Origin of the sequence: Bacteroides sp. HPS0048 (assembly GCF_964240755.1) — a bacterium.
In the GTDB taxonomy this organism is placed as follows: Bacteria; Bacteroidota; Bacteroidia; order Bacteroidales; family Bacteroidaceae; genus Bacteroides; species Bacteroides nordii.
Genome location: NZ_CAXSVC010000037.1, coordinates 15,479 through 34,992 on the forward strand (window position 1 = coordinate 15,479; position 19,514 = coordinate 34,992).

The 19,514-nt window shown below is 39.8% G+C and carries 22 protein-coding genes; all 22 read right to left on the minus strand.

The window, feature by feature from the left end:
* Positions 1 to 22: 22 nt before the first annotated feature.
* The 22 genes from rpsN to rplL all read right to left on the minus strand — a co-directional run bounded on the left by rpsN (position 23) and on the right by rplL (position 19,491).
* Positions 23 to 292 carry a 30S ribosomal protein S14 gene (gene rpsN, locus ACESQI_RS20575; RefSeq protein ID WP_002558061.1) on the minus strand — a complete coding sequence of 90 codons (270 nt, stop codon included), beginning with the start codon at positions 290 to 292 and terminating at the stop codon, positions 23 to 25.
* Between the two features lie 6 nt (positions 293 to 298).
* Positions 299 to 856, minus strand: coding sequence for a 50S ribosomal protein L5 (gene rplE / locus ACESQI_RS20580; protein ID WP_002558062.1), 558 nt, complete (start codon positions 854 to 856; stop codon positions 299 to 301).
* Positions 856 to 1,185, minus strand: coding sequence for a 50S ribosomal protein L24 (rplX, locus tag ACESQI_RS20585; protein ID WP_002558063.1), 330 nt, complete (start codon positions 1,183 to 1,185; stop codon positions 856 to 858). Before rplX ends, rplE begins: the two co-directional genes overlap by 1 nt.
* A 20-nt stretch (positions 1,186 to 1,205) precedes the next feature.
* On the minus strand, positions 1,206 to 1,571 hold the full coding sequence (rplN, locus tag ACESQI_RS20590) for a 50S ribosomal protein L14 (protein WP_002558064.1): 366 nt from the start codon (positions 1,569 to 1,571) through the stop codon (positions 1,206 to 1,208).
* Between the two features lie 2 nt (positions 1,572 to 1,573).
* Positions 1,574 to 1,843, minus strand: coding sequence for a 30S ribosomal protein S17 (gene rpsQ, locus ACESQI_RS20595; protein ID WP_085929666.1), 270 nt, complete (start codon positions 1,841 to 1,843; stop codon positions 1,574 to 1,576).
* Positions 1,840 to 2,037, minus strand: a complete 198-nt coding sequence (rpmC, locus tag ACESQI_RS20600; RefSeq protein WP_025866946.1) for a 50S ribosomal protein L29 — start codon at positions 2,035 to 2,037, stop codon at positions 1,840 to 1,842. Before rpmC ends, rpsQ begins: the two co-directional genes overlap by 4 nt.
* A gap of 5 nt (positions 2,038 to 2,042) precedes the next feature.
* Positions 2,043 to 2,477, minus strand: coding sequence for a 50S ribosomal protein L16 (gene rplP / locus ACESQI_RS20605; protein ID WP_002558067.1), 435 nt, complete (start codon positions 2,475 to 2,477; stop codon positions 2,043 to 2,045).
* Positions 2,478 to 2,500: 23 nt separating this feature from the next.
* Positions 2,501 to 3,235: a 30S ribosomal protein S3 gene (rpsC, locus tag ACESQI_RS20610; RefSeq protein ID WP_007487388.1), complete on the minus strand. Its 735-nt coding sequence runs from the start codon at positions 3,233 to 3,235 to the stop codon at positions 2,501 to 2,503.
* A 5-nt stretch (positions 3,236 to 3,240) separates the two neighbouring features.
* Positions 3,241 to 3,651: a 50S ribosomal protein L22 gene (gene rplV / locus ACESQI_RS20615; RefSeq protein WP_002558069.1), complete on the minus strand. Its 411-nt coding sequence runs from the start codon at positions 3,649 to 3,651 to the stop codon at positions 3,241 to 3,243.
* A gap of 35 nt (positions 3,652 to 3,686) precedes the next feature.
* A complete protein-coding gene (rpsS, locus tag ACESQI_RS20620; RefSeq protein ID WP_002558070.1) occupies positions 3,687 to 3,956 on the minus strand; it encodes a 30S ribosomal protein S19 in 270 nt (89 codons plus the stop codon).
* 20 nt (positions 3,957 to 3,976) lie between these two features.
* The gene (gene rplB, locus ACESQI_RS20625) at positions 3,977 to 4,801 is read right to left on the minus strand and encodes a 50S ribosomal protein L2 (protein ID WP_002558071.1); all 825 of its coding nucleotides are present in this window, start codon (positions 4,799 to 4,801) and stop codon (positions 3,977 to 3,979) included.
* A 5-nt stretch (positions 4,802 to 4,806) separates the two neighbouring features.
* Entirely contained in the window at positions 4,807 to 5,097 is a 291-nt protein-coding gene (gene rplW / locus ACESQI_RS20630; RefSeq protein ID WP_002558072.1) for a 50S ribosomal protein L23, read from the minus strand.
* A gap of 16 nt (positions 5,098 to 5,113) precedes the next feature.
* Positions 5,114 to 5,740 (minus strand): 50S ribosomal protein L4, encoded by a 627-nt coding sequence (gene rplD, locus ACESQI_RS20635; protein WP_002558073.1) that lies wholly within the window; start codon positions 5,738 to 5,740, stop codon positions 5,114 to 5,116.
* A complete protein-coding gene (rplC, locus tag ACESQI_RS20640) occupies positions 5,740 to 6,357 on the minus strand; it encodes a 50S ribosomal protein L3 (RefSeq protein ID WP_002558074.1) in 618 nt (205 codons plus the stop codon). Before rplC ends, rplD begins: the two co-directional genes overlap by 1 nt.
* An 18-nt stretch (positions 6,358 to 6,375) precedes the next feature.
* Complete coding sequence (gene rpsJ, locus ACESQI_RS20645) at positions 6,376 to 6,681, minus strand: 30S ribosomal protein S10 (RefSeq protein WP_002558075.1); 306 nt, start codon at positions 6,679 to 6,681, stop codon at positions 6,376 to 6,378.
* A gap of 86 nt (positions 6,682 to 6,767) precedes the next feature.
* Entirely contained in the window at positions 6,768 to 8,885 is a 2,118-nt protein-coding gene (fusA, locus tag ACESQI_RS20650) for an elongation factor G (protein ID WP_002558076.1), read from the minus strand.
* A gap of 62 nt (positions 8,886 to 8,947) precedes the next feature.
* On the minus strand, positions 8,948 to 9,424 hold the full coding sequence (rpsG, locus tag ACESQI_RS20655; RefSeq protein ID WP_002558077.1) for a 30S ribosomal protein S7: 477 nt from the start codon (positions 9,422 to 9,424) through the stop codon (positions 8,948 to 8,950).
* A 145-nt stretch (positions 9,425 to 9,569) separates the two neighbouring features.
* Positions 9,570 to 9,980 carry a 30S ribosomal protein S12 gene (rpsL, locus tag ACESQI_RS20660; protein WP_002558078.1) on the minus strand — a complete coding sequence of 137 codons (411 nt, stop codon included), beginning with the start codon at positions 9,978 to 9,980 and terminating at the stop codon, positions 9,570 to 9,572.
* A 135-nt stretch (positions 9,981 to 10,115) separates the two neighbouring features.
* Positions 10,116 to 10,421 (minus strand): DUF3467 domain-containing protein, encoded by a 306-nt coding sequence (locus ACESQI_RS20665; RefSeq protein ID WP_002558079.1) that lies wholly within the window; start codon positions 10,419 to 10,421, stop codon positions 10,116 to 10,118.
* 380 nt (positions 10,422 to 10,801) lie between these two features.
* Positions 10,802 to 15,085: a DNA-directed RNA polymerase subunit beta' gene (gene rpoC / locus ACESQI_RS20670; RefSeq protein ID WP_002558080.1), complete on the minus strand. Its 4,284-nt coding sequence runs from the start codon at positions 15,083 to 15,085 to the stop codon at positions 10,802 to 10,804.
* A 114-nt stretch (positions 15,086 to 15,199) separates the two neighbouring features.
* Complete coding sequence (rpoB, locus tag ACESQI_RS20675) at positions 15,200 to 19,012, minus strand: DNA-directed RNA polymerase subunit beta (RefSeq protein WP_002558081.1); 3,813 nt, start codon at positions 19,010 to 19,012, stop codon at positions 15,200 to 15,202.
* 104 nt (positions 19,013 to 19,116) lie between these two features.
* Complete coding sequence (gene rplL, locus ACESQI_RS20680) at positions 19,117 to 19,491, minus strand: 50S ribosomal protein L7/L12 (protein ID WP_002558082.1); 375 nt, start codon at positions 19,489 to 19,491, stop codon at positions 19,117 to 19,119.
* Positions 19,492 to 19,514 lie beyond the last annotated feature (23 nt).

Genomic DNA, 19,514 nt, shown 5'->3' on the forward strand with positions numbered 1-19,514 from the left:
TGACAATATTTAAACAATAAAATTACCAGCTTGCTTTTTTAACACCTGGAATAAGCCCGTTAGATGCCATTTCGCGGAACTGGATTCTTGAAATACCAAACTGACGGATATATCCTTTAGGACGACCTGTCAATTTGCAGCGATTGTGCAAACGCACAGGTGAAGCATTCTTAGGCAGTGCCTGCAAAGCTTCATAATCACCTTCTTTCTTCAGTTGAGCTCTTCTCTCGGCATATTTGGCTACTAATTTAGCACGCTTTACTTCGCGTGCTTTCATTGATTCCTTTGCCATAATTTATCAGTCTTTTTTAGCGTTTTTAAACGGTAAACCGAATTCTTTCAACAAGGCATAACCTTCTTCATCTGTCTGTGCAGAAGTTACAAAGGTAATATTCATTCCGAGAATTCTTGTAATACTATCGATATTAATTTCAGGGAAAATTATTTGTTCCTGAATACCAAGGGTATAGTTACCCTTACCATCGAATTTACTCTCAATACCTTTGAAGTCACGAATACGTGGCAAAGCTACACGAACTAATTTTTCAAGAAATTCGTACATTCTTTCACGACGCAATGTTACCATTACTCCAATTGGCATTTTCTTACGCAATTTGAAGTTAGCAATATCTTTACGAGAGATAGTTGCTACGGCTTTCTGACCAGTAATAGCAGTTAATTCATTAATTGCTACTTCAATAATCTTCTTATCAGCAACAGCCATACCTAAACCCTGATTGATAACAATCTTCTTAAGTACGGGCACCTGCATTGTTGAAGAATACTGGAATTGCGACTTCAGTGCAGGCGAAATACGCTCTGCATATTCTTTTTTAAGGCTTGCAGTATTACTCATTACTTAATCTCCTCTCCTGATTTTTTAGAATAACGCACTAAAGTTCTTTTACCTTCCAAAGAACTCTCTTTTCTACCAACACGCGTTGCTTTACCAGTTTTTGGATCAACCGGATTCAAGTTTGAAATGTGAATAGAAGCTTCCTGCTTAACTATACCACCTTGTGGGTTCTTTGCATTAGGTTTTGTGCTTTTAGATACCATGTTAATACCTTCAACTATTGCACGTCCTTCTTTAACAAGAACCTTCAACACACGACCAGTTTTACCTTTGTCTTCACCAGCATTTACGTAAACTGTATCGCCTTTTTTAATATGTAATTTACTCATTACTTAAATCTTTTACAAAATTAAAGTACCTCAGGCGCAAGTGACACAACTTTCATGTTCGTAGCACGAAGTTCACGAGCTACCGGACCGAAAATACGACTACCTCTAATTTCACCTGCATTATTTAACAAAATGCAAGCATTATCATCAAAACGTATATAAGAACCATCGGGACGACGGATTTCTTTCTTAGTACGTACGATCAAAGCTTTGGACACTGCACCTTTTTTAATATCACCCGAGGGAATGACGCTCTTTACAGAAACGACAATAACGTCCCCTACTGAAGCATAGCGACGTCTTGTACCACCCAAAACACGGATACAAAGAGCTTCTTTAGCTCCACTATTATCGCATACTGTAAGTCTGGATTCTACTTGTATCATAATTACTTAGCTCTTTCAATTATTTCTACTAATCTCCATCTCTTAGTCTTGCTCAAAGGACGAGTTTCCATGATGCTTACTGTATCACCTACATTGCATTCATTCTTTTCATCATGAGCATGGTACTTCTTCGTTTTGCTAACGAACTTACCATATATAGGGTGTTTTTCCTTGAATTTGGCAGCAACGGTAATGGTCTTATCCATTTTATTGCTCAACACAATCCCTGTTCTTTCTTTTCTTAAATTTCTTGCTTCCATCGAGCTGATCATTTATTGTTAAGTTCTCTTTCGCGCAACTCAGTTTTCATACGCGCAATTGTCCTGCGTAACTGTTTAATTAGCGCAGGATTTTCCAAAGGAGAAATAGAGTGGTTGATAACCATTTGGTTATAATTAACTACTTCTGCTTCTACTCTTTCTACTAAATCACTAGTAGACATTTCTTTAATTTCTGCAATTTTCATAAACATTACGCATTTTGATTTTGAATATCATAATCACGTCTCACTACAAATTTAGTAGTGATAGGAAGTTTTTGAGCAGCTAAGCGAAGAGCTTCTTTAGCGATTTCGTAAGAAACACCTTCTGCTTCAATAATAATTCTACCCGGAGTAACAGGAGCTACGAATCCTTCGGGAGCACCTTTACCCTTACCCATACGCACATCTGCAGGTTTTCTGGTAATAGGTTTATCCGGGAAGATACGAATCCAAATTTGTCCCTGACGTTGCATATATCTTGTTACTGCAATACGAGCAGCTTCAATCTGACGGCCTGTGATCCATTTTGTTTCCAAAGCCTTAATTCCAAAAGAACCAAAAGCGAGCTGGTTACCTCTCTGAGCATTACCTTTTGCCCGGCCCTTCTGTTGTCTTCTGAATTTTGTCTTTTTCGGTTGTAACATAGTTTCCTAAAATTCAAATTCGTTTAGCGATTATTTTTCTTTCTTTTGAAGTTCTTTCCGCCGCCGTTGTTTCCACTATTGTTTCCACGACCACTTTCTTTGCTTTGTGTAAAGTTCGGAGCCAATTCTCTCTTACCAAATACTTCACCTCTACAAATCCAAACTTTAATACCAAGAAGACCTACTTTTGTCAATGCTTCAGCATGGCAATAGTCTATGTCTGCTCTAAAAGTATGCAACGGAGTTCTTCCTTCCTTATACATTTCAGAACGAGCCATTTCAGCTCCATTCAAACGTCCTGAAATCTGAATTTTGATACCCTCAGCACCCATACGCATAGTATTTGCGATAGCCATTTTAATGGCACGGCGATAGGCAATTTTACCTTCTACTTGACGAGCGATGTTATTTGCAACAATCACAGCATCCAGTTCCGGTCTTTTTACTTCAAAGATATTAATTTGAATATCTTTGTCGGTAACCTTCTTCAACTCTTCTTTCAACTTATCAACTTCCTGGCCACCTTTACCGATGATAATACCTGGACGAGCAGTGCAAACAGTAATAGTAACGAGCTTCAACGTACGTTCAATTACGATTCTTGAAACACTTGCCTTTGCAAGTCTTGCATTAAGATATTTACGGATCTTGCTATCTTCCAGCAAAGAATCACCGTAATCATTTCCACCATACCAGTTAGAATCCCATCCTCTGATAATTCCTAAACGGTTGCTTATTGGATTAACTTTTTGTCCCATCTACCTTAATTTTGATCTTCGTTATTACTCTTAGAATCAACGAACAATGTTACATGATTTGAACGTTTACGAATTCTGTAACCTCTTCCCTGTGGAGCTGGTCTCATTCTTTTAAGTGTAGCACCACCATCAACAAAAATCTTAGTTACAAATAATTCACCGCTTTCAGCTTTACGTTCGTTTTTCTGCTCCCAGTTAGCTATTGCAGAGCGTAGCAACTTCTCCACTCTCGCAGCAGCTTCTTTTGAAGAAAACTTCAAAACGCCAAGTGCTCTGTTCACTTCCATCCCGCGAATCATGTCAGCCACGAGACGCATTTTGCGAGGAGAAGTAGGAACATTTTGCAATTTAGCAAAATACATGGTCTTAAGGGCTTCTTTTCTTTTTTCAGCCGATATTTTTTTTCTTGCTCCCATTATATTTATTACTTTATTATTTCAGATAAATCCTGTTATTTTTTCTTATTACCAGCGTGTCCTCTGAAAGTACGAGTTGGAGCGAATTCACCCAACTTGTGACCTACCATATTTTCGGTAACGTATACAGGAATAAATTTATTTCCGTTATGAACTGCAACTGTATGGCCTACGAAATCAGGCGAAATCATTGAAGCTCTGGCCCAAGTCTTAACAACAACTTTCTTGCCCGATTCATTCATAGCAAGAACTTTCTTCTCAAGCTTTACGTTAATATACGGACCTTTTTTTAATGAACGACTCATAGTTTACTCAATTAATCAGATTACTTCTTTCTTCTCTCAATAATATACTTAGACGATTGTTTCTTAGGAGCTCTAGTCTTAAGTCCCTTAGCATACAATCCCTTACGAGATCTCGGGTGTCCTCCGGAAGCACGTCCTTCACCACCACCCATTGGGTGATCAACCGGGTTCATTACAACACCACGGTTACGAGGACGACGACCCTGCCAACGAGAGCGTCCTGCCTTACCTGAGCTTTCCAATCCATGATCTGAGTTACCTACACTACCGACAGTAGCTTTACAAGTGCTAAGTATTTGTCTAACTTCACCTGAAGGTAACTTAATAACACAATATTTACCTTCTCTTGAAGTCAACTGAGCAAAATTACCAGCCGAACGAACGAGAGCAGCACCCTGTCCCGGACGTAATTCAATATTATGAATTACAGTACCGACCGGAATATTCTGAAGAGGAAGTGCATTACCAATCTCTGGCGCTGCATTTTCACCTGACATCAAAGTCGCACCAACTTGCAATCCATTGGGAGCAATAATATATCTTTTTTCACCATCAGCATAATATAACAAAGCAATACGAGCCGAACGATTCGGATCGTACTCAATAGTCTTTACAACTGCTGGAACACCATCTTTATTTCTCTTGAAATCGACAATTCTGATCACTTTTCTGTGGCCACCACCAATGTAGCGCATTGTCATCTTACCTTCGCTGTTGCGACCGCCAGATGATTTCTTACCATATACAAGCGACTTTTCTGGTACTGATGCAGTAATTTCCTCGAAAGTACCAATAATCTTATGTCTTTGCCCCGGTGTTGTGGGCTTAAATTTACGTACTGCCATTTTTATTAAATATTGCTATAAAAATCAATAGTATCTCCATCTTTCAGTGTTACGATAGCTTTCTTATAAGCATTCGTACGACCATTGATGATACCTGCTTTTGTATAACGGCTTTTATTTTTGCCTGCATACTTCACAGTATTCACATCAACCACTGTAACATTATAAAGGGCTTCAACTTCGCTCTTAATTTCCAGTTTATTAGCTTCAGGACGTACAATAAAGCCGAAACGATTCAGCTTATCAGTTATTGCAGTCATTTTTTCTGTCACCAACGGTTTAATAATAATTCCCATTATTTAAGCCTCCTTTTTAAATTAAGATATTGTCAATAGCCTTCAAAGAGTTTTCAGTAAGTACAACAACCCCAGCATTCAATACTCTGTAAGTATTTAATCCTGAGATAGTCTGCACGTTAGCTTTCTCCACGTTACGAGCTGACAAATATACGTTTTTATTTGCTTCTGGTAAAATCATAAGCAGCTTTTTATCAGAAACTTTAAGATTTTTTGTCAAAGCAATGAAATCCTTTGTCTTAGGAGCTTCAAAAACGAAGTCTTCAACAATAACAATTGCATTGTTCTGCGCTTTATAAGACAAAGCTGACTTACGAGCCAATGTCTTAACTTTTTTATTCAACTTGAAATAGTAGTCTCTTGGTTTTGGTCCAAATACACGTCCACCACCAACAAGTACCGGAGAGTTCATGTCACCACGACGCGCACCACCGCCACCTTTTTGGCGGCCGATCTTACGAGTAGAACCACTGATCTCACTTCTTTCTTTTGACTTATGAGTACCCTGACGCTGGTTAGCCATAAATTGCTTTACGTCCAAATAGATAGCGTGGTCATTGGGCTCAATTCCGAAGATAGATTCGTTTAACGTAACCTTTCTCCCAGTGTCTTCACCTTTAATGTTATATACGTTAACTTCCATTATTTCTCAATTATTACGATTGAACCTTTGCAACCAGGGACAGAACCTTTAATCAAAAGAAGGTTGTGTTCCGCGATTACTTTTAATACCTGCAAGTTTTGAACGGTAACTCTGTCACCACCCATTTGTCCACCCATACGCATTCCTTTGAATACTTTTGCCGGGTAAGAACAAGCACCGATAGATCCCGGTTTACGGGCACGATTGTGCTGACCATGAGTAGCCTGACCTACACCACCAAAGCCATGTCTTTTAACAACGCCTTGGAAACCTTTACCTTTAGAAGTTCCAACAACATCAACAAATTCTACGCCTTCGAACATCTCTACAGTAACTGCATCACCCAGATTTAACTCATTTTCAAATTCTTTGAACTCGGCCAAGTGTCTCTTCGGTGTTACTCCAGCTCTTTTAAAGTGACCCATCAACGGCTTAGTTGTATGTTTTTCCTTTTTATCCTGGAAACCCAACTGAACAGCTTTATAGCCATCTTTTTCTACGGTCTTAACCTGAGTAACAACACAAGGACCTGCTTCGATAACAGTGCATGGTACATTTTTACCATCAGCACTGAAAACGGATGTCATTCCGATTTTTTTTCCTAATAATCCTGGCATTTCACTAAATTTTAATTATCAAACTTTAATTTCTACTTCTACACCACTCGGTAACTCTAACTTCATCAGAGCATCTACAGTCTTAGCTGTTGAACTATAGATATCGATCAATCTCTTATAAGAAGAGAGTTCGAACTGTTCACGAGACTTCTTATTAACGAAAGTCGAACGGTTCACAGTAAAAATACGCTTGTGCGTAGGAAGGGGTATAGGACCGCTAACAATAGCACCTGTAGCCTTCACTGTTCTCACGATCTTCTCAGCTGATTTGTCAACCAAGTTGTGGTCATAAGATTTTAGTTTAATTCTAATTTTCTGACTCATTGTTTTTTTTGTAATTAATAAATATATAAATAAGATAAAGCGGCAGGCTAAGAGTCATTCGCTAGCCTGCTGCTTCAGATATTTTATTAGAGTAGATCAGCACGTCCTTTCACTTCTTCCAATACTGCCTTAGCAATAGAGTTAGAAACCTGAGAGTGATGAGAGTACACCATTGATGAGGTTGCGCGACCAGAAGTAATAGTACGCAACGCTGTTACGTAACCAAACATCTCTGCCAACGGAACCATTGCCTTAACGATACGGGCACCTGAACGGCTTGATTCCATACCTTCAACCTGACCACGACGCTTATTCAAGTCACCAATAACATCACCCATATTTTCTTCAGGAGTTACAACCTCTAGTTTCATTATAGGTTCCATTAAAACAGGACCTGCTTTAGCACATGCATTTTTATATGCCTGAATAGCACAGATTTCAAATGACAACTGATCTGAGTCAACCGGGTGGAACGAACCATCAATCAAAGTTACTTTCAGTGAATCAAGCGGATAACCTGCCAATACACCATTTTTCATTGCAGTTGCAAAACCTTTCTGTACTGAAGGAATAAACTCCTTAGGAATATTACCTCCCTTGACTTCGTCAACAAACTGCAAGCCACCTTCTACAAAACTTTCGTCTACCGGGCCAATGTTAACAATGATATCTGCAAACTTACCACGACCACCAGACTGTTTCTTATAAACTTCACGCAAGTTAACCGTTTTAGTGATTGCCTCTTTGTAGTTCACCTGAGGTTTGCCCTGATTACATTCTACTTTAAACTCACGTTTCAAACGGTCAATAATAATATCCAAGTGAAGCTCACCCATACCAGAAATAACCGTCTGTCCTGTTTGTTCGTCAGTTTTCACTGTAAATGTAGGATCTTCTTCAGCCAATTTTGCCAATCCATTAGAAAGTTTATCCATATCTTTCTGAGTCTTAGGCTCTACCGCAATACCAATTACCGGTTCTGGGAAATCCATAGATTCAAGTACAATAGGAGCTGTTTCATCACACAATGTATCACCAGTGTGAATATCTTTAAAACCTACACCAGCACCAATATCACCAGCGCCAATTACCTCTACAGGATTCTGCTTATTAGAATGCATCTGGAACAAACGGGAAACACGCTCTTTCTTTCCAGAACGAGAGTTATAAATGTAAGAACCTGCTTCAATTTTACCTGAATACACACGGAAGAAAGTTAAGCGACCTACGTACGGGTCTGTTGCAATCTTAAATGCCAAAGCCGAAGTTTTTTCATCTTCACTTGGTTTACGATCTTCTTCAGCACCAGTATTAGGATTTGTGCCAATTACATTCTCTGTATCCAAAGGAGAAGGCAAGAAAGCACAAACATAATCCAACAATGTTTGTACACCTTTATTCTTAAATGAAGAGCCACAAAGCATAGGCACAACAGCCATCTGAACGGTTGCGTTGCGAAGAGCTCTCAATATTTCTTCTTCTGTAATAGTAGAAGGATCATCGAAATATTTCTCCATCAAAGCATCATCAAACTCTGCTACCTTTTCCAACATTTTATCTCTCCACTCCTGAGCTTCATCTACAAGGTTAGCCGGTATTTCTTCTACTGTATAATCAGCGCCCATTGTCTCATCATGCCAATAGATCGCTTTCATCTTAATAAGATCTACCAAGCCTTTGAAAGACTCTTCTGCTCCGATAGGAATAACAACCGGACACGGATTAGCCCCCAAAACAGATTTCATCTGGCTCACTACATCAAAGAAGTTAGCACCAGAACGGTCCATTTTATTCACATATGCAATACGTGGTACATTATATTTATCAGCCTGACGCCACACTGTTTCCGACTGAGGCTCCACACCACCTACTGCACAGTAAGCAGCTACAGCGCCGTCAAGTACACGCAATGAACGCTCTACTTCAGCAGTAAAGTCAACGTGTCCCGGAGTATCAATCAAGTTGATTTTATACGTATTATCAGCATATTTCCATCTTGTAGTTGTAGCAGCAGATGTAATAGTGATACCACGTTCCTGCTCCTGAGCCATCCAGTCCATTGTAGCAGCACCATCATGTACCTCACCAATTTTGTGAGTCAATCCGGTATAGAACAGGATACGTTCAGAAGTAGTAGTTTTTCCGGCATCGATGTGAGCCATGATACCGATATTACGAGTTAAATGTAAATCATTCTTAGCCATTTTCTTCTTCCTTTACTTTTTAGTTTTTAATCTCATTTTGACATCCTCAACACAAGAGTGCATTAGAATCTGAAATGAGCGAACGCACGGTTAGCTTCCGCCATTCTGTGCATATCTTCTTTACGTTTGTAAGCACCACCTTGCTCATTGAATGCATCCATGATTTCGGCAGCCAATTTATCAGCCATTGATTTACCACCTCTTTTACGAGCAAAAAGAATCAGATTCTTCATTGAGATAGACTCTTTACGATCCGGGCGAATTTCTGTAGGAACCTGGAAAGTAGCACCACCTACACGGCGAGACTTAACTTCCACTTGCGGAGTCACGTTATCCAACGCTTTTTTCCAAATTTCAAGAGCAGATTTTTCCTCGTTAGGAAGTTTTGTTTTAACTGTTTCTAAAGCAGCGTAAAAAATTTCGTAAGATGTATTTTTCTTTCCATCATACATCAAGTGATTTACGAATTTTGAAACCTTTTGGTCATTGTACACGGGATCCGGAAGGATAACGCGTTTTTTGGGTTTAGCTTTTCTCATTTGTTTGAAAAATAATGTTTTTGTTTTTGGTTGTCTATTCTTGACATCTTCAATTCTCCCACCGGAAAATTTACTCAACCTTTATAGCTTATTCCAACAAACTAAAACGAAAGTTATTACTTTAAATAGTTGATCTTAGATCGATTTATTTTTTCTTTCCCTTTGCAGGAGCTGCAGCTTGTCCCGGTTTCGGACGTTTAGCACCATACTTAGAACGTCTTTGAGTACGTCCGGCTACACCTGCTGTATCAAGGGTTCCACGAACGATATGATAACGCACACCCGGAAGGTCTTTTACACGTCCACCGCGTACCAATACGATTGAGTGTTCCTGCAAGTTGTGTCCTTCTCCCGGAATGTATGAGTTAACCTCTTTTTGGTTAGTCAAACGTACACGGGCAACTTTACGCATTGCAGAGTTAGGTTTCTTCGGAGTGGTTGTATACACTCTCACGCAAACGCCACGTCTTTGAGGACATGAATCGAGGGCCGGAGATTTACTTTTCTCCACCAGCACTTCGCGTCCTTTTCTTACTAATTGCTGAATTGTAGGCATTTCAAATTGTTTTTAATTTATATTATTGTTATATTAATTTCGTAACTATACATTTTGGGCTGCAAAAATACGAATAATATTTGAATAATCAATGCACTACCTCTTTTTTTTCATTTTTAACCCTTTATATTACTCTCAGGCTTCACCTTTTACAGCCATTGGGGGTAAAGATTGTTCATCAGCCAATCGTACAGGTCCAAACACACGTTCATATTTTGCAATATTTTCTTCCAAAGCACGAAGCAAGCGCTTGGCATGTTCAGGTGCTAAAATAATCCGCGACTGAACACCAGCCTTAGGTACTCCCGGCATAACTCGTATAAAATCAAGTATAAATTCCGAACTGGAATGAGTAATAATAGCCAGGTTAGCATAGGTTCCCTGTGCAACATCTTCTTTTAGCTCAATCTGTAATTGATTGTTAGGATTCTGTTCTTCCATGTTTCAACAATGTTATAAAATTAAATATATATTCTAAGTCTACCAGCAAAAATTATTCAGTCTCTTTGTCATAAGAAAGAAGGAGGCATTTCATAACCGGAAGACGGATGTTTTCCTATTAAAAGATTCTATTTCTCTTTACAAATTTACAATAATCCGAATAGGAAGCAAAGATTTTATCCTGTTATTTCCAGATTATAAATTTACCTGCAACAAATTAAAGAAAGTTTTGAAAAAATCCAGATTAAATCACAGCCACTACCCAGAAAGATAGAACTACTCAAAACAAATCTTACTGAAACATTCAAAACCAAAATACAAAAAAGGAGCAATTACCTTTATGGCAATCACTCCTCTTTACTATAGTCAATTGAATTGTATTATTCTACTTCATTATAATCAAGTACCGTTTTCTTATTAGCTAAGATACGATCATACTCTTCCTTTGAACCAACAATAACCTTATCAAACTCACGCTGACCTGTACCGGCAGGAATTAAATGACCACAAATCACATTTTCCTTCATACCTTCAAGCTTATCAATCTTGCCATTTATAGCAGCTTCATTCAATACTTTCGTTGTTTCCTGGAAAGATGCGGCTGACATAAAGCTGGAAGTTTGCAAAGCGGCACGTGTAATACCCTGAAGAATCTGAGTAGAAGTAGCAGCAATAGCATCACGTACTTCAACTGGCTTCAAGTCACGACGTTTCAGCATACTGTTTTCATCACGCAGCTTACGTGCAGTTACTATCTGTCCTGGCTGCATTGTCTGAGAATCACCAGCATCTACAACAACCTTTTTGCCCCAGATACGATCATTCTCTTCCATAAACTCAAGTTTGTCAACAACCTGCTGTTCAAGGAAACGAGTATCTCCCGGTTCGTCAATTTCAACTTTACGCATCATCTGACGAACAATAATTTCAAAGTGTTTATCGTTAATTTTCACACCTTGCAAACGGTATACATCCTGAACTTCATTCACAATATATTCCTGTACTGCTGTCGGACCTTTAATAGCCAAAATATCAGCTGGAGTAGTAGCACCATCTGACAACGGAGTACCAGCACGAACATAGTCATTCTCCTGCACCAGAATCTGCTTAGATAAGTTAACCAGATATTTTTTAACCTCACCGGTTTTGGATGTAACCACAATTTCACGATTACCACGTTTAATTTTACCCATAGTAACCTCACCATCAATTTCCGATACAACAGCCGGATTCGACGGATTACGTGCTTCGAACAGTTCAGTAACACGAGGAAGACCACCAGTGATATCACCAGCCTTACCTACCGCACGCGGTATCTTCACAATAACCTCACCGGCTTTCACCTTCTGGCCATTCTCAATGATAACGTGTCCACCCACAGGCAAGTTGTAAGTACGTATCAAATCACCGTCTTCAGTAAGAATATGAACAGAAGGTACCTTCGTCTTGTCTTTAGACTCTATAATGATAATTTCACGAAGTCCAGTTGCTTCATCCGATTCAACCTTATAAGTGACATTCTCAACAACACTCTCAAATTCAATCTTACCAGTAGCCTCAGTGATAATAACAGCGTTGAACGGATCCCACTTAGCAATAAGCTTACCTTTCTCAACCACTTCTCCATCAGCCACATACAATGTAGAGCCATAAGGTACATTGTGAGTAGACAAAACTATATTCGTATTAACATCCACGAAACGCACTTCAGCCAAACGACCTACTACTACTTTCGCAGCTTCACCGGTTTCATCAACAACGTCTACAGTACGGAGTTCTTCAAACTCCAGACGAGCTGCATTCTTAGCTACAATACTTGCATTGGCTGCAATATTAGCAGCAGTACCACCGGCATGGAAGGTACGCAAAGTCAGCTGTGTACCCGGTTCACCAATTGACTGGGCAGCGATTACACCAACAGCCTCGCCTTTTTGAACCATACGGCTGGTTGCAAGATTACGTCCGTAACACTTAGCACATACACCTTTTTTAGATTCACAAGTCAATACCGAACGGATTTCAACACTCTCAATCGGAGATTCCTGAATCTTCTTAGCAATGTCTTCTGTTATTTCTTCCCCACCTGAAACAAGCAATTCACCTGTTGTAGGATGGATAATATCATGCACGGATACACGACCAAGAATACGTTCATATAGAGTTGCAATAACTTCATCGTTATTCTTCAAGTCTGTACAAACCAGTCCACGAAGTGTACCACAGTCCTCTTCATTAATAATCACATCATGTGAAACGTCCACCAGACGACGAGTCAGATATCCTGCATCGGCAGTCTTTAACGCAGTATCAGCCAAACCTTTACGAGCACCATGGGTAGAGATAAAATACTCCAACACCGAAAGTCCTTCTTTAAAGTTCGATAAGATTGGGTTTTCAATAATCTGTCCACCTTCTGCACCGGCCTTCTGCGGTTTAGCCATCAAACCACGCATACCCGACAGCTGACGAATCTGTTCTTTAGAACCACGCGCACCAGAATCAAGCATCATATATACAGAATTAAAGCCTTGGTCATCTGAAGAAATAGTCTTCATCAAGATGTTAGACAGTTCTGAGTTAACATGTGTCCAGATATCGATCACCTGGTTATAACGTTCATTATTGGTGATGAAACCCATATTATAGTTGTTGATCACCTGCTCTACTTCGTCATAACCTTTTTGAACCAATACCTCTTTCTCTTTCGGGATAATAATATCACCTAAGTTAAATGACAAACCACCCTTAAAGGCCATCTGGTAACCAAGATTTTTAATTCCATCAAGGAAATCAGCAGCTTTCGCCACACCGCATACCTTAATTACATCACTAATGATGTCACGGAGTGATTTTTTAGAGATAATGGTATTAATATAACCAGCTTCAGGTGGAACAATCTCGTTAACAATAACACGCCCAACCGAAGTCTCACGCATCACATCTATAATATTACCGTTTTCGTCAACATCCTTTACGATTACTTTCACCGGGGCATGAATATCAACCTTACCTTCATTGTAAGCAATCAATGCTTCTTCCGGACCATAGAAAGTCAAACCTTCCCCTTTAGCTCCCGTACGCAACTTAGTTATGTAATACAAACCAAGTACCATATCCTGTGCAGGTACCGTAATAGGAGCACCATTAGCCGGATTCAAAATATTATGCGACTGAAGCATCAACATTTGTGCTTCAAGAATAGCTTCATTACTCAAAGGCAAGTGCACAGCCATCTGGTCACCATCAAAGTCTGCATTGAACGCCGTACAAGCAAGTGGATGCAACTGAATAGCTTTACCTTCGATCATCTTCGGCTGAAAAGCCTGAATACCCAAACGGTGAAGAGTCGGTGCACGGTTCAACAGCACAGGGTGTCCTTTCATTACATGCTCAAGAATATCCCAGATCACAGGTTCCTTACGGTCTACAATCTTCTTCGCTGATTTCACAGTCTTCACAATGCCGCGTTCGATCAACTTACGAATGATAAACGGTTTATAAAGTTCGGCAGCCATCAATTTAGGAATACCACACTCACCCATTTTCAACTCAGGACCTACAACGATAACCGAACGAGCTGAATAGTCAACACGTTTACCAAGTAAGTTTTGACGAAAACGTCCCTGTTTACCTTTCAAACTATCAGATAATGATTTCAATGGACGATTAGCATCCGTCTTAACAGCACTTGATTTACGTGAGTTATCAAACAATGAATCAACAGATTCCTGAAGCATACGTTTTTCATTACGTAAAATTACTTCCGGAGCCTTGATTTCAATCAAACGTTTCAAACGATTGTTACGGATAATTACGCGACGATAAAGGTCGTTCAAATCCGATGTAGCGAAACGACCACCATCCAACGGTACTAATGGGCGAAGTTCAGGAGGAATAACCGGTACAATACGCACGATCATCCATTCCGGCTTATTACGTCCACGAGATGCACGGAAGGACTCCACTACCTGCAAACGTTTCAGAGCCTCATTTTTACGCTGCTGTGAAGCATCATTTCCGGCGCGATGACGCAACTCGTATGATAATGCATCCAGGTCAAGACGTGCCAGAAGATCATAAATAGCCTCTGCACCCATCTTAGCAATAAACTTATTCGGATCTGTATCTTCCAGATACTGATTATCTTTCGGAAGTGTATCCAGAATATCCAGATATTCTTCTTCTGAAAGCAAATCAAATTCAGCTACACCGTCTTCAGCTTTAACACCTGGCTGAATCACAACGTAACGCTCGTAATAAATAATAGAATCCAGCTTCTTGGTAGGCAAACCCAACAAGTAACCGATCTTATTAGGAAGTGAACGGAAATACCAGATGTGTGCCACCGGCACTACCAGCTGAATATGTCCCATACGTTCACGACGTACTTTCTTTTCAGTAACTTCTACACCACAACGGTCGCAGACGATACCTTTATAACGGATACGTTTATACTTACCGCAATGGCACTCATAATCCTTAATAGGACCAAAGATACGCTCACAAAACAAACCGTCACGTTCAGGCTTGTAAGTACGATAATTAATGGTTTCAGGCTTTAATACTTCACCACTCGAATTCTCTAAGATTTCTTCCGGAGAAGCCAAACCGATAGAGATTTTCGAGAAATTGCTCTTCGTCTTATTTTCTTTTCTAAAAGCCATACTCTTATATTAGTTGAAAATTGAAAGTTAAAAGTCGAAAGTTGAAGTTTGATAATTGAAAGCAGAGAGTAATAAAACTTTCAACTTTCAATTATCAACTTTCAACTAAAATAATTATTCCAGATTAATACTTAGTCCCAAACCTCTCAATTCGTGCAACAACACATTTAGAGATTCCGGGATACCAGGTTGTGGCATAGGTTCACCCTTAACGATTGCTTCGTAAGCTTTAGAACGTCCCACAACATCATCTGATTTAATTGTTAATATTTCCTGAAGAATGTGTGCAGCACCGAAACCTTCGAGTGCCCAAACCTCCATTTCTCCGAAACGCTGACCACCAAACTGAGCTTTACCACCAAGTGGCTGCTGAGTAATAAGTGAGTACGGACCGATAGAACGAGCATGCATTTTATCTTCAACCATGTGTCCCAATTTCAACATATAGGTTACCCCCACAGTTGCTGCCTGGTCAAATTTCTCACCCGTACCACCATCGCAAAGATAAGTCTTGCAATAACGTGGCAACCCTGCCTTGTCTGTCCACTGATCCAGATCTTCCATGGTAGCACCATCGAAAATAGGAGTGGCAAACTTAACGCCGAGCGTCTTTCCAGCACGACCAAGAACAGCTTCAAAAATCTGTCCGATGTTCATACGTGAAGGCACACCCAATGGGTTCAAAACAATATCAACCGGAGTTCCATCTTCAAGGAACGGCATATCTTCCTGACGAACAACACGGGAAACAATACCTTTGTTACCGTGACGACCTGCCATCTTATCACCAACACCGATCTTACGTTTTTTAGCAATATATACTTTCGCCATCTGAATGATACCTGCAGGAAGTTCATCACCAATAGTGATAGCAAACTTCTTACGCTTCAATTCTGCATCAAGCTCTTTATACTTCTTGATATAGTTCATCACCAAATCACGAATCATACCATTGATATGTTCATCATTCGTCCAATTACTTAACTGGATAGATGTAAAGTCGAGCGAATCAAAATCAGATACATTAAATTTGGAACCCTTTGCAATAACTTCAGCTCCCAAATAATCCTTTACCCCTTGTGAAACTTTACCTTCAGTCAACGTCATTAGCTTCTTCACAAGAATACGTTTCAAATCTGAAGCTTTTCCTTCAAACTCATCATCTATCTTCGGAAGCAAAGCTTTATCCGCCAACTTAGAACTACGGTTCTTGATTACACGTGAGAAGAGTTTCTTGTCAATAACCACGCCCTTCAATGAAGGAGAAGCTTTTAAAGAAGCATCTTTCACATCACCGGCTTTATCACCAAAGATAGCACGAAGCAATTTCTCCTCCGGCGAAGGATCAGACTCACCCTTCGGAGTGATTTTACCAATCATGATATCTCCCGGCTGAATACGCGCGCCAATACGCACAATACCGTTTTCATCAAGGTCTTTAGTGGCTTCTTCACTTACATTAGGAATATCAGAAGTCAATTCTTCCATTCCGCGTTTTGTTTCGCGAACCTCTAACGAGTATTCTTCAACATGTACAGAAGTGAGCAAGTCCTCACGAACAACACGTTCGTTCAATACAATAGCATCTTCATAGTTATATCCCTTCCATGGCATATATGCAACGAGCAAATTCTTACCCAATGCCAATTCACCATTTTCAGTAGAATAACCTTCTGTCAAGATTTGACCTTTTGTTACCCGATCACCTCTATTACAGATCGGACGAAGGTCAATTGTCATATTTTGGTTGGTCTTACGGAATTTAGGAATTCTATATTCCTTCAGAGCTGATTCAAAGCTTACAAATTCCTCGTCTTCAGTACGATCATACAAAATACGAATGGTAGTAGCATCAACATAATCAATTACACCATCACCTTCCGCAGTTATCTGCGTACGTGAGTCTCTAACCAGCTGACGTTCGATACCAGTACCTACAATAGGAGCTTCACTTCTCAACAAAGGAACTGCCTGACGCATCATGTTTGATCCCATCAATGCACGGTTAGCATCGTCGTGTTCCAGAAACGGAATCAAAGAAGCTGCGATAGAAGCAATCTGCTGAGGAGAAACATCCATCAACTCTACTTCAGCAGGTTCCACAACCGGGAAATCAGCATCCTGACGAGATTTTACTTTGTTACGAATAAATGTTCCATCATCATTCAACGGAGCATTACCCTGCGCAATGACCTTACCTTCTTCTTCTTCTGCAGTCAGATAAATCAAACCATTATCAGAAAGATCTACCTTAGCATTCTCTACCTTACGATATGGGGTTTCGATGAATCCGAGATCATTAATTTTTGCAAATACACACAACGACGAAATCAAACCGATATTCGGTCCTTCCGGGGTTTCAATCGGACAAAGACGACCATAGTGTGTGTAATGAACGTCACGAACCTCAAATCCGGCACGTTCACGAGAAAGACCACCCGGACCCAGTGCAGACATACGACGCTTGTGAGTAATCTCAGCCAACGGGTTTGTCTGATCCATAAACTGTGACAAAGCATTGGTTCCGAAGAATGAATTAATAACAGAAGAAATTGTCTTCGCATTGATCAAATCAATCGGAGTAAACACTTCGTTATCACGAACGTTCATACGTTCACGAATAGTACGTGACATACGAGCCAGACCAACAGCAAACTGATTAGACAGCTGCTCGCCTACTGTACGTACACGACGATTGCTCAAGTGGTCAATATCATCCACATCTGCTTTTGAGTTAATCAACTCAATCAGATATTTAATGATTTCAATGATATCTTCCTTGGTAAGAACACGTACATCCATATCAGTCGTTAGATTCAACTTTTTGTTGATTCTATAACGACCTACATCACCAAGGTCATATCTCTTTTCCGAGAAGAACAGGTTATTTATTACCTCACGTGCACTTGCATCATCGGCAGGGTCTGCATTACGCAACTGACGATAAATATAGAGTACCGCTTCTTTTTCCGAGTTACTCGGGTCCTTCTGCAGCGTATTATATATAATGGAGTAATCAGACTGATTCGGTTCATCCTTATGGATCAGGATATTCTGAACGCCCGATTCAATAATTTCATTGATATGTTCTTCCTCAATGACAGTTTCACGGTCGATAATAACCTCATTACGCTCGATAGAAACTACTTCACCAGTATCTTCATCAACAAAATCTTCAATCCAGGTTTTCAAAACACGGGCAGCGAGCTTACGACCCACGATTCTCTTAAGATTTGTCTTATTTACCTTTACATCTTCTGCCAGGTTAAAAATCTCAAGAATATCTTTATCATTTTCAAAGCCAATCGCTCTCAACAGCGTTGTTACAGGCAATTTTTTCTTTCGGTCGATGTATGCGTACATCACATTATTGATGTCGGTAGCAAACTCAATCCATGAACCCTTGAATGGAATAATACGTGCCGAGTATAATTTCGTACCGTTAGCATGAACACTCTGACCGAAGAATACACCCGGAGAACGATGAAGCTGAGACACAACTACACGTTCGGCACCATTGATGACAAAAGTCGCCTTGTCAGTCATGTAGGGAATCGGACCGAGAAACACATCCTGAATCACTGTATCAAAATCCTCATGGTCAGGATCAGTACAGTAAAGCTTGAGTTTCGCTTTCAAAGGGACACTATAAGTAAGCCCACGCTCTATACAATCATCAATGGTATAGCGCGGCGGATCAATATAATAGTCCAAAAACTCAAGAACAAAATTATTTCTTGTATCGGCAATAGGGAAGTTTTCAGCAAATACTTTATACAATCCCTCATTCTTACGCTTTTCGGGCGGGGTGTCTAGTTGTAGAAAGTCTTGGAATGACTTCAATTGTACTTCCAGGAAATCCGGATATTCAAGCGGATTCTTAGTCGAAGCAAAATTAACTCTTTGATTTACAGTATTTGAAGACATCTGTCAATGAATTTGAAGAACTTAATTTTAAATATATACACAAAAAGGTTAAGAATCCTCTTGCGAAGGATTCTTAACCGAATTACCTGATTTCCAGGCTAATGTTATTTAAGTTCAACTTCAGCTCCAGCTTCTTCCAATGTTTTCTTCAATGATTCTGCTTCGTCTTTAGCTAAACCTTCTTTTACTACGCTAGGAGCACCGTCTACCATGTCCTTAGCTTCTTTCAAACCAAGACCACAAGCTTCCTTAACGGCCTTTACAACCTGAAGTTTAGCTGCACCAGCGCTTTTCAATACTACGTCGAAAGAAGTTTTTTCTTCTACAGCAGCAGCACCAGCTGCAGGACCAGCAGCAACAGCAACAGCTGCAGCAGCAGGTTCAATACCGTATTCTTCTTTAAGGATAGTTGCAAGTTCATTAACTTCTTTTACTGTCAAGTTAACTAATTGTTCTGCAAAAGCTTTCAAATCTGCCATTTTTTGTATGATTTTAATTGTTT

Bases quoted from the DNA above. Each gene is read 5' to 3' on its own strand.
- rpsN (WP_002558061.1), bottom strand. From the start codon at position 292: ATGGCAAAGGAATCAATGAAAGCACGCGAAGTAAAGCGTGCTAAATTA.
- rplE (WP_002558062.1), bottom strand. From the start codon at position 856: ATGAGTAATACTGCAAGCCTTAAAAAAGAATATGCAGAGCGTATTTCG.
- rplX (WP_002558063.1), bottom strand. From the start codon at position 1,185: ATGAGTAAATTACATATTAAAAAAGGCGATACAGTTTACGTAAATGCT.
- rplN (WP_002558064.1), bottom strand. From the start codon at position 1,571: ATGATACAAGTAGAATCCAGACTTACAGTATGCGATAATAGTGGAGCT.
- rpsQ (WP_085929666.1), bottom strand. From the start codon at position 1,843: ATGATCAGCTCGATGGAAGCAAGAAATTTAAGAAAAGAAAGAACAGGG.
- rpmC (WP_025866946.1), bottom strand. From the start codon at position 2,037: ATGAAAATTGCAGAAATTAAAGAAATGTCTACTAGTGATTTAGTAGAA.
- rplP (WP_002558067.1), bottom strand. From the start codon at position 2,477: ATGTTACAACCGAAAAAGACAAAATTCAGAAGACAACAGAAGGGCCGG.
- rpsC (WP_007487388.1), bottom strand. From the start codon at position 3,235: ATGGGACAAAAAGTTAATCCAATAAGCAACCGTTTAGGAATTATCAGA.
- rplV (WP_002558069.1), bottom strand. From the start codon at position 3,651: ATGGGAGCAAGAAAAAAAATATCGGCTGAAAAAAGAAAAGAAGCCCTT.
- rpsS (WP_002558070.1), bottom strand. From the start codon at position 3,956: ATGAGTCGTTCATTAAAAAAAGGTCCGTATATTAACGTAAAGCTTGAG.
- rplB (WP_002558071.1), bottom strand. From the start codon at position 4,801: ATGGCAGTACGTAAATTTAAGCCCACAACACCGGGGCAAAGACATAAG.
- rplW (WP_002558072.1), bottom strand. From the start codon at position 5,097: ATGGGAATTATTATTAAACCGTTGGTGACAGAAAAAATGACTGCAATA.
- rplD (WP_002558073.1), bottom strand. From the start codon at position 5,740: ATGGAAGTTAACGTATATAACATTAAAGGTGAAGACACTGGGAGAAAG.
- rplC (WP_002558074.1), bottom strand. From the start codon at position 6,357: ATGCCAGGATTATTAGGAAAAAAAATCGGAATGACATCCGTTTTCAGT.
- rpsJ (WP_002558075.1), bottom strand. From the start codon at position 6,681: ATGAGTCAGAAAATTAGAATTAAACTAAAATCTTATGACCACAACTTG.
- fusA (WP_002558076.1), bottom strand. From the start codon at position 8,885: ATGGCTAAGAATGATTTACATTTAACTCGTAATATCGGTATCATGGCT.
- rpsG (WP_002558077.1), bottom strand. From the start codon at position 9,424: ATGAGAAAAGCTAAACCCAAAAAACGCGTTATCCTTCCGGATCCCGTG.
- rpsL (WP_002558078.1), bottom strand. From the start codon at position 9,980: ATGCCTACAATTCAGCAATTAGTAAGAAAAGGACGCGAAGTGCTGGTG.
- ACESQI_RS20665 (WP_002558079.1), bottom strand. From the start codon at position 10,421: ATGGAAGAACAGAATCCTAACAATCAATTACAGATTGAGCTAAAAGAA.
- rpoC (WP_002558080.1), bottom strand. From the start codon at position 15,085: ATGGCTTTTAGAAAAGAAAATAAGACGAAGAGCAATTTCTCGAAAATC.
- rpoB (WP_002558081.1), bottom strand. From the start codon at position 19,012: ATGTCTTCAAATACTGTAAATCAAAGAGTTAATTTTGCTTCGACTAAG.
- rplL (WP_002558082.1), bottom strand. From the start codon at position 19,491: ATGGCAGATTTGAAAGCTTTTGCAGAACAATTAGTTAACTTGACAGTA.